8 protein-coding genes and 5 pseudogenes are annotated in these 14,047 nt (G+C 50.8%); 10 read left to right on the top strand and 3 right to left on the bottom strand.

Going from position 1 to position 14,047, the window contains the following annotated elements:
* From METMK1DRAFT_RS17025 to METMK1DRAFT_RS01095, 3 genes and pseudogenes are all read left to right on the top strand, one after another.
* Window positions 1-452: pseudogene (locus tag METMK1DRAFT_RS17025) on the top strand (IS701 family transposase); the annotation flags it as partial.
* Window positions 453-609: 157 nt separating this feature from the next.
* Window positions 610-1,658: pseudogene (locus METMK1DRAFT_RS01090) on the top strand (ISH3 family transposase).
* Between the two features lie 83 nt (window positions 1,659-1,741).
* Window positions 1,742-2,674, top strand: coding sequence for a nucleoside hydrolase (locus tag METMK1DRAFT_RS01095; protein WP_009069846.1), 933 nt, complete (start codon window positions 1,742-1,744; stop codon window positions 2,672-2,674).
* Window positions 2,675-2,889: 215 nt separating this feature from the next.
* On the opposite strand, the pseudogene METMK1DRAFT_RS01100 reads toward METMK1DRAFT_RS01095, so the two are convergent.
* Window positions 2,890-3,991 (bottom strand): annotated as a pseudogene (locus METMK1DRAFT_RS01100) (transposase).
* Window positions 3,992-4,295: 304 nt separating this feature from the next.
* Between METMK1DRAFT_RS01100 and METMK1DRAFT_RS01110 the strand changes: the two are divergent.
* The 5 genes and pseudogenes from METMK1DRAFT_RS01110 (at window position 4,296) to METMK1DRAFT_RS01130 (ending at window position 10,463) form a co-directional block, all read left to right on the top strand.
* Window positions 4,296-5,816, top strand: a complete 1,521-nt coding sequence (locus METMK1DRAFT_RS01110) for a 4-hydroxyphenylacetate 3-hydroxylase family protein (protein WP_009069857.1) — start codon at window positions 4,296-4,298, stop codon at window positions 5,814-5,816.
* 404 nt (window positions 5,817-6,220) lie between these two features.
* Window positions 6,221-6,523, top strand: a pseudogene (locus tag METMK1DRAFT_RS01115) (excisionase family DNA-binding protein); the annotation flags it as partial.
* A gap of 181 nt (window positions 6,524-6,704) precedes the next feature.
* Complete coding sequence (locus tag METMK1DRAFT_RS01120) at window positions 6,705-7,211, top strand: MaoC family dehydratase (RefSeq protein ID WP_009069860.1); 507 nt, start codon at window positions 6,705-6,707, stop codon at window positions 7,209-7,211.
* A 289-nt stretch (window positions 7,212-7,500) separates the two neighbouring features.
* The gene (locus METMK1DRAFT_RS01125) at window positions 7,501-9,063 is read left to right on the top strand and encodes a long-chain fatty acid--CoA ligase (RefSeq protein WP_009069862.1); all 1,563 of its coding nucleotides are present in this window, start codon (window positions 7,501-7,503) and stop codon (window positions 9,061-9,063) included.
* Window positions 9,060-10,463 carry a 4-hydroxyphenylacetate 3-hydroxylase N-terminal domain-containing protein gene (locus tag METMK1DRAFT_RS01130; protein WP_009069865.1) on the top strand — a complete coding sequence of 468 codons (1,404 nt, stop codon included), beginning with the start codon at window positions 9,060-9,062 and terminating at the stop codon, window positions 10,461-10,463. The genes METMK1DRAFT_RS01125 and METMK1DRAFT_RS01130 overlap by 4 nt, the downstream gene beginning before the upstream one ends.
* Before the next feature lie 370 nt (window positions 10,464-10,833).
* Here METMK1DRAFT_RS01130 and METMK1DRAFT_RS15910 read toward each other — a convergent pair.
* Window positions 10,834-11,018: pseudogene (locus METMK1DRAFT_RS15910) on the bottom strand (hypothetical protein).
* Window positions 11,019-11,215: 197 nt separating this feature from the next.
* On the opposite strand from METMK1DRAFT_RS15910, the gene METMK1DRAFT_RS01135 reads away from it, so the two are divergent.
* Together METMK1DRAFT_RS01135 and METMK1DRAFT_RS01140 are read left to right on the top strand one after the other, a co-directional pair.
* A complete protein-coding gene (locus METMK1DRAFT_RS01135; RefSeq protein ID WP_048087308.1) occupies window positions 11,216-11,446 on the top strand; it encodes a hypothetical protein in 231 nt (76 codons plus the stop codon).
* Window positions 11,443-11,850 carry a type II toxin-antitoxin system VapC family toxin gene (locus METMK1DRAFT_RS01140; protein ID WP_009069871.1) on the top strand — a complete coding sequence of 136 codons (408 nt, stop codon included), beginning with the start codon at window positions 11,443-11,445 and terminating at the stop codon, window positions 11,848-11,850. The genes METMK1DRAFT_RS01135 and METMK1DRAFT_RS01140 overlap by 4 nt, the downstream gene beginning before the upstream one ends.
* Before the next feature lie 283 nt (window positions 11,851-12,133).
* On the opposite strand, the gene METMK1DRAFT_RS01145 is transcribed toward METMK1DRAFT_RS01140, so the two are convergent.
* Window positions 12,134-13,981: an AMP-binding protein gene (locus METMK1DRAFT_RS01145; protein ID WP_009069874.1), complete on the bottom strand. Its 1,848-nt coding sequence runs from the start codon at window positions 13,979-13,981 to the stop codon at window positions 12,134-12,136.
* Window positions 13,982-14,047 lie beyond the last annotated feature (66 nt).

The raw sequence follows: 14,047 nt of genomic DNA on the forward strand, positions 1-14,047 counted from the left end.
ACGTTCACGGTTTCCCCTACGCCGTGAGGAAGATGTTGGATTTGTGAGGGTCACCGAGTTCAAGACCGAGATCGACGTGGCCAGATGTTGGACGTGTTCAAGGGGCGTTCAGCGTGTCCAGGGTAGTCTTCGACCCCAGTACTGGTCCGAGAAGCTCGTGACGGACAACGTGGTGTCAAGGCTCAAGTCCAACCGAGCTCAGGGTCGGCCAGGACACCCTCGAGGAAGACCTCCCAGTGGGATACCCCCGGAGTCTACTACGCCGACCTGACCCTGGGAGACCGAGTGGTTACGGTAAAATTGCTAGTCCGGGAATATAAACGTGACTCCGGGACACACGTGAAGTACCTCTACACGACCGACCTCTCGCTCAGCGAGGAGGAAATCGAGGAGGCCTGGAGGATGAGGTGGGAGATCGAGGACCTCCAAGGGACGTCAAGGCCCTGGGACTCCTCATACTCGGTAGACCCAAAATCATATTATGAAAAATAACTCCAGCAGGATAATATCGATTCACGATAGATAACAGGATTTATAAGAGTATTAAGAATTCAGTTGAAGAAAGGTTTAAGGTGAGGGAGATGTGGTATTACCACGTGAGTAAGTGAGATGGTAACACCGGTACTCCCTCACCAAAACAACGTTCAACAAATAGGATATAAATTACTTTCCATGCTGAACTTCAAGGGAAAGAGAGGGGAAGAGGTGGCGAGAACCCTCATCTCAGCGTGTTTATGGAACGATTCAGTAGAGAACAAGTCGAGGGCGTACGGCGTGTCCCCACAGACCGTGAGGAATTACGTGGAGGAGCAAGGGGTGGAAGTGGTGGAAAAGCTGTTGGAACAAGTGAGGAAAATGTCCTTGGAGACGCTGAAGGGAGTAAGGGAGATAGACCTCTCAATAGACTGGACGACCAAGACCTGGTACGGGAAAACGGTGGAGGGGCTCGGGAGTTCAGAGGAGGGGAGCTCTTGGAACTACGCAACTGCGACGACTAAGTTTGACGGGAAAGTGCTCCTACTGGCCTTCGTCACTCAAGTGAACGGGATGACCAAGGAAGAGGTCGTGAAGGCCCTCGTGGAGCAAGTCGTCGCCATGGGGTTCAAGGTAAGGTTGATGACTCTCGACGCTGGTTTCTACACGGTTGACGTGCTCAACTTCGTTTCGCAGTTTAAGTACATAATCGGAGTTCCTGTTGGGGACGTGAAGGTCTACCAGGAGTTTGACGGCGAGTACGAGACGAACAGTAAGAGGCACAGGAAGGACGAGCAGGTCAAGTTCAGGCTTTTGGTCTACGGTAGGGAGAAGGGGAAGAGGAAGAAGGTTGTTTACTTCGCTAGGGCGACTAATCTAAACCTACCGAAGGGGGAGGTGTTGGACTTGTACAACAAGGTGAGGGGTCCCATAGAGACCTCTCACCGGAACATCAAGGCTTTTCTCCCCTTCACCAGTTCCACCAAGTTCGTCTTCCGCACGTTGATCTTCGTGCTGGCCGTGGCCTTCTACTCCCTGTACACCGTGTTCAAGGGGGAGTGAGGAGGGAGCAGTTCAGGATACTCCTAATACTCTTGTTTTCTGATGATTTATTCTATCTAAGAGATTTTCTACTTAAATCAATAGAACCGCTTATTAATATAGATTTATTTTCAAGGAGGTGATTTTGGGTCTACCGGTGAGGGCGGGGTAGTTTACCCCTAAATCCTCACGTAAAACACTTAAGTTAAAACACTTCACTTTGGTCATGAGACGTTTCATCATAGACTGTGATACCGCGGAGGACGATATCTTCTCCTTCTTTCTCCTTCTGCACGAGGGCGTTAATGTGGAAGGCATTACCGTCGTTGAGGGAAACATATCCTTCCCTGCTGAGGTGAGGAACGCACTCTGGGCCTCTCAGTTCGCCAGGGAGTTCTTCAAGAGAGAGGTTAGGGTCTACCCTGGAATGGACAGGCCTTTGATAAAGGAATTCCGTACTGTGGAAAACGTCCACGGAAGGGGAGGAGTCGGTGATCAGGTACTCACGGCAGACTTAACCCCAGAGAGGAAACACGCAGTGGATTTCATCCTGGAGGCTGCAGACACTTATCCAGGCGAACTTGAGTTCCTTGCAATATCCCCGTTGACCAATTTGGCCATGGCCTACCTTAAGGACAGAACCATCGCTGACAAGATCAAGGCTGTATGGGTCATGGGTGGTACAATATATGGCAGGGGGAACATAACTCCTGCCGCTGAGTATAACCTCTGGGTCGATCCAGACGCTGCCAGGATAGTGTTCAACGGAGGTTTCAATGTGACCATGGTAGCCTGGGACCTCATAACCCAATACACGGTCAATGAGGAGTGGGAGACCATAAGGAAAATGAGGAGTAAGATGGCGGAGCTATACGTTACTTTCTACACCCACTACAGGAACTTCGCGATGACGAAGCAGAGGATGAGGGGCAACCCACACCCAGACCTAATAACTACTGCCATCGCTCTAGACAGTCAGGTAGCTAAGAGGGTAGAGAGGGAATATGTGGATGTGGAGACGTGTGATTGCCTTACGAGGGGAGCCACGGTGATAGACTACCTGGGAGTGTGGGGCAAGACGCCTAACGTCAATGTGGTCTACGAGGTCGACAGGGAGAGGTTTCTCAAACACCTCTTCTCCCTCCTTAATAGGGGTTGAGGAAAGCTAATGTTTACGTCCCTAATCGACTCTACCGAGTGCTTCCCTAGAGATCCGTTCAGCAGTTTCATGACTTTCCCTTAATTACCGCCCTGTTTTCAAGGTAGATCTAATAAGTGCTAATCCGTTTATTGCTAACGTGGGGAAGATCGTTAAAGGTAAATTGATCCTGGAACTTTTGAACGAAATAAATTCATTGCAGCAGTTATGGGACTTTAACGTAACTTAAAGATTTTCATCAGCCCCGGCGGTCCACCTAAATGACGTTCAACGAACCTGAGGAACGCCTCCACACTCCTCAGGTTAAGAGCCCCCACCAGCTCCCTGACGACGTTGGTCATGATGGTGAAGGTCGTGAGGTACCCCTGAAGCCTCTCCCTCCTCCAGAACGAAGAGTCCTCCAGTCCCAGGGCCTTGACGTCCCTTGGAGGTCCTCGATCTCCCACCTCATCCTCCAGGCCTCCTCGATCTCCTCCTCGCTGAGCGAGAGGTCGGTCGTGTAGAGGTACCTGACGTGTGTCCCAGACTCACGTTTATATTCCCGGACTAGCAATTTTACCGTAATCACTCGGTCTCCCAGGGTCAGGTCGGCGTAGTAGAGTCCGGGGGGTAGGTCTCCCACTCGGAGGTGTCCCTCCACCTCCTCGAGGGTCCCCTGGACCGACTCGACCCTGAGGAGCCTCCGGTTGGACTTGAGCTCAGACACCACGTTCTCCTTCACGAGCTTCTCTGACCAGTACCACGAGTCGAAGACGACCCTGGACACGCGGAAGCGCTCCTTGAGCACGTCCAACATCTCCCTGGCCATCTCGATCTTGGTCTTGAACTCGTTGACCATCCCCAAGTCCAACATCTTCCTCACGGCGTAGGGGAAGGCTCCCACCATGAACGTCCTGCCCGTGGAGAGGTCCACTATGGCGACCGTGAGGAGCTTGGCCCTCTCGAACCTCCCGTGGGTGTGGCAGTAGATCCAGTAGTTCCCTTGGGGGCTCACGTCCTTCCCCCTGGAGTACTCCTTGTGGTCCACGGTGTCGTCTATGATTACGGCCACCTGACCCTTCACCAGCCCAGACAGGACCTCCAGTCCCTCCACGCGTCGTCGAGTTCTCCCAACGCCTCCAGCAGGTTTGCGTAGTCCAACCCGAACGTCTCGGCCGCGTTCCTCACGCTGGCCCTCCCACCTACCAGGACCATGAGGACTAGCGCCAACCCGACCTTCCTGCTCCTCCCGTTCCTCCTCACTATGCCCAGGACCTGGTTCACTGCCTTGACCAACCTCTCCTTAGCGTACTCTACCTGTCCCTTTCCGTTCGTCATCTTCATCTTTTCAGCGGGACGACGTCTAAAATTAAAAACTTCTCGCTAATACCGACTTCTTGGTATTACCTCCCTAAGATTCCCATAACTGCTGTAGTGGAATTGGTATTATTTAAAGATTTCTATATTTTTTATACCTATTCTGATAGTGATAAATTCTAGTAGAAATGTATAAGTATAATTAGTAAAGGTTTATCTCGACGAGTTCACATTCTCCTTAAATCCGATCCGGAGTTGAGAATTGACCAGAACTTTCAGCTTCATCATACTAAACTTTAAAAACTTTAAACACGAAAGAGTGATCATGACCGTTAGAACAGGGGAACAATACCTTGAGTCCATAAGGAATCGTTCAAAGGTCGAGATATACGTTATGGGTAAGGAGGTCAAGGACGTCACCACTCATCCCTTCTTGAGACCTTCCGTAATGTCCTTTAAGGCCACATTCGACGCAGCCTGGCAAGAGGATACCAAGGAGTTAGGTAGAGCATGGAGCCCCTTCATAGAGGAGGAGATCAATAGGTTCAATCACATTCACAGGTCCCCTGAGGATCTAGCAGCCAAGGTGAAGCTCCTGAGGAAGTTGAGCCACAAGACTGGGGCCTGTTTCCAGAGGTGTGTAGGGTGGGACTCCCTGAACACCCTTAACATTGTGAGCAACATGATGGCAGCTAAGGGAAAGAGGGAGATGAGGGACAGGTTCGTCGAGTACCTTAAGTTCGTGCAGAAGAGGGATCTGGCCTTGGCTGGTGCCATGACCGACGCAAAGGGGGTCAGAAACCTCAAGCCCAGCCAACAGCCCAACAAGAACGCGTACCTGAGGATAACCGAGGTCACCAAGGATGGAATATACGTCTCAGGCGCAAAGGCCAACATAACCGGAGTCGCTGCCACTGAAGAGATGGTGGTTTTGCCGACCAGGGCCATGGGTCCTGAGGACAAGGACTACGCTGTGGCCTTCGCTCTGCCCACAGACACGGAGGGTGTTAAGATAGTTGTGGGGAGGCAACTGAACGACTCCAGGAGGATGGAGCAGGGGGAAATAGACGCTCTCCCTTACTTCTACAACCATGAGGGGCTGGTCATTTTCGATAACGTCTTCGTACCCATGAACAGGGTGTTTCTGGCCGGAGACTGGGAGTACACCGGGACGTTGGTGGAGATCTTCTCTGCCTATCACAGGCAAGGGTATGGTGGATGCAAGGCCGGATTGGGAGATGTGATAATAGGGGCCTCAGCGGATCTGGCCAAGCAGATAGGAGTGGAGAAAGCGTCGCACGTTCAAGACAAGCTCACGGAGATGATATTCCTGACCGAGACCATGTACTCGGCTGGGATAGCGGCGAGCCTCAACGCAGTTAAGCTCTGTGAGGGCTGTTGGTGGGTCAACCCCATGCATGCCAACGTGACTAAACACCTGGTGGCCAAGTTCCCGGCTCAGATAGCACAGCTCTCCATAGACATAGCTGGAGGGATAGTAGGCACAGCACCCAGCGAATGGGACCTGAAGAACCCCAAGTTGAGGGAATACATCTCCAAGTACCTCCAGGGTGTCGAGGACTACACCGCAGAGGACAGATTGAGGATGGTGAGGTTGATAGAGAACGTGAGTATGGGAGTAGCATTTCAGATAGAGTCAGTGCACGGAGCTGGAAGCCCAGCGGCACAGAGGATAATGTTCAGCAGACTGTACGACCTCAACTACTCTCAAGAGGTAGCCAAGAGTCTCGCAGGTAGGAAGAGTGAGCTCAAATTTACCTCAAAGGCTGAACCGTGGAGGGAGAGTCAGTCGGAGAGCGAGGCCAGGGAATCTGGGCTAAAATGAGGTCTCTACCGGGACGGGTCCTATTCTGTGTTGATAGGAATATTTATTATTTATTTATTAATTTTGTTTTTAATAAGAGTCGGTCTCCCGCACTTGAGTTCGTTCTGCCTGAGTTATTATATCGAGAACGACACGTGGGCCTCGTAGCGTTGAGAACAAAGGAGCTCCACGACTTTCCTATCGCCACGGATTACAGGTGATTGAGGGCTAGGTCCTTGCCTGGTCGGTCAAGGCATTTAATGACTGGAGAAGAAGGGATGAACGGAAGGCAGATGGAACAATTCCTCGGGATCAAGGAACAATACGTAAAAGCAGTGAAGAGGGAACACCTTACCTGGACAGGGCTGAATCCTTTCTCACGTTAATAGAAATCTTTTTATATTTATTTATTATCAACCAATTTTGTGGAGAGACTACTGAGACCTAAGGAGGCTTGCCAACTGCTCAGCATTTCATACTCAACACTCCTACGGTGGATTAGAGAAGGGAAAATAAGGGCAGTAACGACTGAAGGAGGGAAGTATAGGATACCTTACAGCGAGATAAAGAAGTACTTAGAGAGGAGGGAAGAGACGAGGGCTGTAATTTATGCAAGGGTGTCCTCGGCTGACCAGAGGGAAGACTTGGAGAGGCAAGTGAACTACCTAACAAATTACGCAACGGCAAAGGGTTACAAGGTAGTTGAAGTACTGAAAGATATAGCTAACTCCCGGTATTCCGCTTCCACCTGTGAGGCTCATGTACTTCCAACCGGTATACATCACCATGGTTCCCCTGTATCACGGTGACCGATACACGGTCTACATCATGGTAGTTGTCTACCAATTCGTTGAACCTGGGACTTTCGAAGGAAAGTGAAAGATTAAATCCACCACACCACTTAACCTTATGGAACAAGTTCCCTTCTTCGAGGACTTCAAACCAGGTCAAAAGTTTAAGAGCAGAGTAGGAAGGACCATCCTAGACGTAGATAACGTCTGGTTCACTTTATTGACTAACAACAATAACCAGATCCACTTTAACCAAGACTATACATCCAAATTTTACCCTGGTGAGCCCTTTAAGGGGAGATTGGTTGTAAACGGCTTCCTCACGCTAGCGGTGACCGCGGGATTGTTAGTTGAGTACACTAGCACCTCTGGGTTCATGCTGGGGCTGGAGAACGTGAAGTTCCTCAACCCAGTGTTCTCAGGGGATACCATATACGCCGAGGCAGAGGTATTGGAAGTGAGGGAGTCCAGGTCCAGGGAAGGGTTCGGGATAGTGAAGATAAGGACGTGGGGGGTCAACCAAAGGGGAGAGAAGGTAGTGGAGTTCGACAGAATATTCATGGTCAGGAAGAGGAACGCAGTTTGGACTGGTGAGAGAAAAGAGGAAAGAAAGACAGGTAGTTAATAGCGAAGGGTTAGATCGGTCGAGCTCACTGAGCAATCAGACCCCTTTCAAACAGGTCGTTCCCATCTTGCCTCGACCGAAAGTTAAATGGCGTCGTACGTCGGCAATAACTACGCCGAAGTAAAACGGGGAACCGTATCATTCAGCTGGACTCCACGGGAAGGTGAGATCAGGCTGAAACTTAAGCGAGGATCGGTAGGAAGTGCGGAGAACAAGAACTTCCATAAACGGTAGTGGATTCCCACGTCAACCTCATAATTTATATTAATTTTTTCCACATACTATCATGATGAAATCCACCATAATGGATTACAATTTGAGCATCCACAACGTGTTTTGGAGGGCGGAGAAACTTTACCCCGACTCCCAGATAGTTTCCAGGGTACATGAGGGAAAGGTGAGGTATACCTACTCGAAGTTCTCGGAGAGGGTGAGGAGACTATCCGAGTATCTCAGGGAACAGGGAGTCGATTCCTCCAGCGTTGTCGGTACCATAGCTTGGAACACTCACAGACACCTGGAGCTCTACTTCTCCGTTCCACTACTGGGTGGAGTACTGCACACAATAAACGTCAGGTTCCACCCATCGGAGATGGAGTATGTCATAAACTTCGCAGGCGACAAGTTGGTGTTTTACGACGTTGATGTGGAGGAGGTTAAGAAGGTTAGGGCAGAGAAGTCTAAATTCGTGAGGTTGGATGACGAGTTCGACAGGGAGGTCAACTCCCATCCTCCTCTAGACTACTTCCCTGAGGTGGACGAGAGGGAAGGGGCAGTCATGTGCTTCACTTCTGGGACGACCGGTCACCCTAAGGGGGTCGTGTACAGCCATCGTAGCATATTCATTCACTCCCTGTCACTCCTGGCCAAGGAAATCGTGGGGATATCCAGCCAGGACATAGTTATGCCAGTAGTCCCCATGTTTCATATATCTGCCTGGGACGTTCCATTCGCCTCACTGATGACGGGGGCCAAACTTGTCCTTCCAGGTCCTAGACCCGGACCGGATCACCTGGCCTCGCTCATAAGGGAGGAAGGTGTCACAGTGGCCATAGGGGCGCCCACAGTCTGGATAAACTTACTGGACTACTTGAGGAGGGAGAAGATAGATCTCCCATCACTTAAGGTGGTCGTTACTGGTGGGGCAGAACCACCCAAGGGATTAATCAAGGGGTTACGGGAACTGGGGATAAGGACGTATCACGCCTGGGGAATGACGGAGACTGAGGCTATCACGACCGTGAACCAGAGCGAGAATATAGAGGAGCTGAGTAGGCAGGGTAAAGTCATGCCGGGCATAGAGGTTAAGATTGTGGACCCATCAGGTAACGAGATCCCGTGGGACGGTAAGTCCTGGGGGGAGCTCGTCATAAGGGGAGCCTGGGTTACTGGAGAATATTTCAATTCTCCTGAGAAGACCAGGGACAGCTTCTTGACTCTGGAGGGTAAGAGGTGGTTCAGGACCGGGGATGTGGTCGTGTTAGACCCGAAGGGCAGTATCAAGGTGGTGGACAGAGCCAAGGATCTGATAAAGAGCGGTGGAGAGTGGATCTCATCAGTTGACTTGGAGAACGCCATAATGACCTATGAGCCCGTACTGGAGGCCGCAGTTGTTGGAGTCCCCGACCTCAAGTGGGGGGAGAGACCCGTAGCGCTGGTCGTGCTGAGGCAGGAGTACAGGGGAAAGGTCGGCAAGGAGGACGTGTTGAAGTACCTCGAGTCAATGAACAGATTCCCCAAGTGGTGGCTCCCAGATGAGGTGATATTTGTGGACTCAATTCCAAAGACGAGCACGGGGAAGCTGGACAAGAAAGTCCTCAGGACGACCATCAAGGGGAGGATGAGAGCATGAGAAGCAAGGAACAGTACCTCTCCTCCCTCTCAGACGGAAGGGAGGTTTACTACAGGGGTAAGAGAGTGCACAATGTAGCTGATCACCAAGTGCTGAGGATCTCGGCCTTACACTCAGCGAAACTTTACGACATGAAGGACAGGATAGTAAAGGATGGGGGTGAGGAGATCAGTGCATACCTGAAGGTACCCAGGGGATCTGGGGATCTCCTTCAGAGGCACAAGGTGATATATGATCACACCACCGCCTGTAACGGAATCTTCAACATATCTCAGGCCATAGGTAGCGACGCCATATTCGCGCTCATGGTGGTCTCAGCTAAGGTGGACAGGGAGACAGGTTCCTCCTATCACGAGAGGGTTAGGAGGTTCTGGGAGTATGTGGCCAAGAACGATCTAACCATGGCCACTGCCCAAACTGACGTCAAGGGAGACAGGACCAAGAGACCCTCCCAGCAGAGTGACTTAGACATGTACGTGAGGATAGTGGAGAGGAGACAGGACGGCATAGTGGTCAGGGGAGCTAAGGCTCACACGACACAGGCAGCAGTAGCGGACGAGATATTGGTGATCCCCACCAGGGCCATGACCCAGGAGGACAAGGACTTCGCCGTAGCTTTCTCTGTTCCCGCGAGCACTAAAGGTCTCAAGATGATCGTCAGGCCCATAGATGAAGTGGAGGGAAACTCTTCCTCCCTCCTGAGCAAGGTAGACCACGAGCACGAGACCCTCACCATCTTCGATGACGTTTTCGTTCCCTGGGATAGGGTGTTCATGGCTGGAGAGTACAAGTACGCCGGTGCCTTGGCCAACCTCTTCGCCACTTTCCACAGGTTCACGGCCGTCTCATACAGGGCCTCCATGGCCAACCTCTTCCTAGGAGCTGCGAGCCTCGTGGCTAAGGCCAACGGTATTCAGGACGCCAGGCACGTGAAGGAGGATCTACTCACTATCCTGAGTTATAAGGAATTCCTTAGAATGAGTGCCATATCAGCTGCCAACGAGCCCTTGATAGACGAAGGCGTGGCAATTCCGAACCCGCTCTACACCAACTTGGGTAAGCTCTACACCAACACCCACTTCCACGAGGTAGTCAAGAGTCTCATAGATGTGGCGGGAGGAATAATATCCACCATGCCTTCAGAGGAGGACCTGAGAAACCCTGAGGAGAGGGATATGATATTTAAGTACCTGAGGGGGGCAGAGCCAGGTCAACGCAGGGTTCAACTCCTTAAGCTCGTCAAGGAGTTGGCATCAAGTAGCCTCACAGGATACTGGTTGACCATGATGCTCCATGCCGAGGGATCAGTTGAGGCCAGCAAGATAGCCTTACTGAGGGAGTACGATCTCAGGGAGGCCGAGGAGATGGTGGAGAAGATATTGGACCAGTCTAAAGGTTAGCCGTCGTAATTTCCCTAAGGGAGTTTGAGTAGCGGTTATGTGACTTCCTCTTAACTACCGCCCTGCTTTCAAGGGAGATCTAACACTGCTATTTGAGCTTCACAGGATTTCATGAATTTGTATCCAATCCTCAGCTCTCGGGCTTAACCGGAGTCAGCACAGGACGAGGGCAATAAGTTCATGGTGAACTTGCGGTCTTAACCCAAACTGACGGACTCGATCGAGTTGAAGGCCCAGAAGTACATACGAAAGCTTATGACGCCGTCAAGTATGACACCTCCAAGGACTGGCCACGACGTAGAAGTTGAGAGACGAAATAGGGGGTAGTTCACCCCCACAGACTCGACCTGAGCAGTGTTTACCCGCGGCGCTACTTACCTTCTTTAACCACTTTTAATTCCGCCACTGGCACCCCTGCTGAGGGATCATACACAGTCACCCTCAGATCATTGGGGTTAGTCGAGGGAAACTTCAATACTCATCCAACTTCTCCCATCCTCGTGAGCAGTGCCCGTCATCGGTTGGGAGATCGTCAAGAGAGAATTCTTGGGTAATACTACATGAACATGACCGACGTCAAAACGATATTTAGAAAATTGAAAATAACGAGTAGTTACGTGAAAGAGTTACAGTCTTCCACAACTCCCATGATCACTAATTACTTTTCGAGATGAGATTATCGCATGAGAATCCCAAACAGCCACGTGTTTACAGAAAGTAAACTATTTAATTCCATAGGTTTACACCCTATTGTGGGCAAGAGCGTAGTGATTTCGGTAAGGATCCCAGAGGAGTTAAAGGAAGAGTTGGAAAAGTGGAACATCGACGAGGCAGAAGTTATAAGGAGAGCTTTAACAAACGAAGTAAAGAAGGTTAAGGCTAAAGAGTTAGAGAAGGAAGTGAAGGAGATTAAGGACGTGATAAGTAAAATATCTGTGGAGGAAGTGACTAAGGAAATTAGAGAGGACAGAGATAGTAGATGAGTTACGTTTTTGATTCTTCATCAATTTATGTTCTGTTAGGGAAAGGTAAAATTAGCATTTTAGGAGGGAATTATACAACTTTTCTGGCCAAGTTCGAATTAGGAAACATAGTTTGGAAGGAAGTGTTACTTCATAGGAGGATAAGCGAGGAAGAAGGACTAAGGCTTATCTCATTTATTTCCAAGCTGTTGAGTGCTATGAACTTAGAGGACATAGATAGCGTAGAAGTCGAGAAGGTCGCAGTAGATTATGGAATAACGTTTTACGATGCCTCTTATGTGTGGTTGGCGATGAGCCTTGATTTGCCTCTGGTGAGTGATGACATCAAACTTAGGAATTCGTTGAAAGACAAGAAGAAATTAAAAGTTCTGTCCTCAGAGGATATAAAAATGGGAGAGCTGTAATAGATTTGTCCTTTAAACTAGAAAATCTAAGGGTATATAAAGCAGCCTAGAAGTGTTTCAATAACAGCGGTTATGGAAATCTTAGGGAGGTAATACCGGAAAGTCGGTATTGGCGAGAATTCTAACGTCCAAATCCAGGGGATTTTTCCCATAAGTGCGACATGGGATTTCCAGCTTGAGGAGAAATTATGGGACTTTCCCTCAAATATGATCTCATGATCAAGGTAAACCTAATAACTGTTATTTAGGAATTTTTGTCTAAGACCGTGAATTAACCGGGGAGTTAATTGTGCTTGAGCACTTCCCTCAGTTCATGTAACACTGTAACGTCGTCAAGAGTGGAAATGTCCCCCGGGTTTTCTCCCCTAATTAAGGCCCTTATCAACCTCCTCATGATCTTTCCGCTCTTGGTCTTGGGAAGCCTGCTGGCGAAAACCACCCTATCAACTAGGAATCCGGAGTTCCTCAGGTAACTCTTCAGATCTTCAGCCAGCGTCTCGTTCGCTGTCACTCCTTTCCTAGGAACCACGATGAGCAATATGCCTTCCCCATCCACCTTTGGGTAGCCCACTGCACAGGCCTCGGCTACGGAGGGATGGGTGACCACCACACTCTCCACCTCCATCGTACCTATCCTCTCCCCCTTCTGTATCACATCGTCAGCCCTCCCCAACACGAACAGGTAACCCTGCGTGTCATGGTACCCGTAATCCCCTGTATAGAAGTACCCAGGGAACCTAGACCAATAGGTCTTCAGGAACCTCTCATTGTCGGGATCGTTGTGCATCCTGGCCAGTGCCGGGGAGATCGGCCTTATCACGATGTAGCCTTTCTTCCCGGATCCCAGGGGCCTCCCGTCATCGTCGAGTATGTGGTACTCCGATCCAGGGAACATGACCCCTGCACTCCCCGGTTTGTACGGGATCTCCCCCACTCCCCAGGGAGTCCCGGCTATGGGGAAGAGGTGCTCCGTCATCCAATAGGCGTCACCTATGTAGACGTGCGGAAGCCTCTGTCTGAGCCAATACCAAGCTCCGACGTTGAGAGGTTCTCCCGTGTTCAGGATCAGCCTCAAGGAGGACGTATCGCCAGACACCGACTCGTCCCCTAGGGACTTGAGCGTATACAACGTGGTCGTGGAACTCCACACCAAGTTCACTCCGAACCTCTCAACGACCCTCACGAAGGTGTCAGGCCTGTGACCGACGAATCCCTCAAATAGGACAGCCGTGAGGCCCATGACCGGAATGACGTATAGGTTTGCCATGGGCCACACTGGCCACCCCAGCTCAGATATGGTCCACCACACCTCCCCCCTCCTGGGGTTCATCAGAGCCCTGAAGGCCCAGTTCAACGCAACGAGGTAACCTCCGGTGCTCTGTTCCAGTCCCTTAGGTCTCCCGGTAGTTCCGGAGGTGTAGTAGATTGTGCTGGGGGAGTTAGACTCCACCGGCACAGGTCTCACCTCAACCTTCCCCCTGGAGTAGACGTCGTTGTAGTCCACCTCGCCCTTCTCCAGGTCGTGGGAGTCCCTCTTTCCCCTCCCCACGACCAGGACCTTCTCCACTTGGGTGCCCTTGGAGAGTGCCCTCCTGGCCATGGAGGTTATGTCTATCTCTTTACCGTTCCTGACGGTCCTAGTTGCCAGGATCAACAGTTTACTCCCGGCATCGTTGAGCCTGTACGCCAACGTGTCCTCGCTCAGGCCTATGTAATGGATGACCAGCACTGCCCCTAACCTGTGCACAGCCAACGAGAAGAACACCGCCTCAGGCACGCTTGGCATTATCAGGGATACCGTGTCTCCCTTCCTGATCCCCATCTCCCTCAGGACGTAGGAGGCCCTGTTGACCTCGTTCCAGAGTTCCCTATAGGAGATGGCCCTCTCCTCTCCCGCCTCGTTGGTCCAATAGAAGGCCACCCTCTCGGGCTCATCGAGGTTCCTGTCCACGGCATTGAAGGAAATGTTCAGCGTGCCTCCAGAGTACCAAGAGGCGTTAGGCGGTTCTCCCTCAATCACCGTCCTAGGCCTCTTGAACCAGGTCAAACAGGAGGCCATCTCCCCCCAGAACTTCGGTAGACCCAAAATCGTATTATGAAAAATAATTCTGGCAGTATAATATCGACTCATAGCGAATAACAGGATTTATAAGAGTATTAAGAATTCAGTTGAAGAAAGGTTTAAGGTGAGGGAGAT

The organism is Metallosphaera yellowstonensis MK1 (assembly GCF_000243315.1).
Lineage (GTDB): Archaea > Thermoproteota > Thermoprotei_A > Sulfolobales > Sulfolobaceae > Metallosphaera > Metallosphaera yellowstonensis.

Coding starts and splice junctions, on each gene's coding strand:
- METMK1DRAFT_RS01095 (WP_009069846.1), top strand. CDS start 1,742: ATGAGACGTTTCATCATAGACTGTGATACCGCGGAGGACGATATCTTC.
- METMK1DRAFT_RS01110 (WP_009069857.1), top strand. CDS start 4,296: ATGACCGTTAGAACAGGGGAACAATACCTTGAGTCCATAAGGAATCGT.
- METMK1DRAFT_RS01120 (WP_009069860.1), top strand. CDS start 6,705: ATGGAACAAGTTCCCTTCTTCGAGGACTTCAAACCAGGTCAAAAGTTT.
- METMK1DRAFT_RS01125 (WP_009069862.1), top strand. CDS start 7,501: ATGAAATCCACCATAATGGATTACAATTTGAGCATCCACAACGTGTTT.
- METMK1DRAFT_RS01130 (WP_009069865.1), top strand. CDS start 9,060: ATGAGAAGCAAGGAACAGTACCTCTCCTCCCTCTCAGACGGAAGGGAG.
- METMK1DRAFT_RS01140 (WP_009069871.1), top strand. CDS start 11,443: ATGAGTTACGTTTTTGATTCTTCATCAATTTATGTTCTGTTAGGGAAA.
- METMK1DRAFT_RS01145 (WP_009069874.1), bottom strand. CDS start 13,981: ATGAGTCGATATTATACTGCCAGAATTATTTTTCATAATACGATTTTG.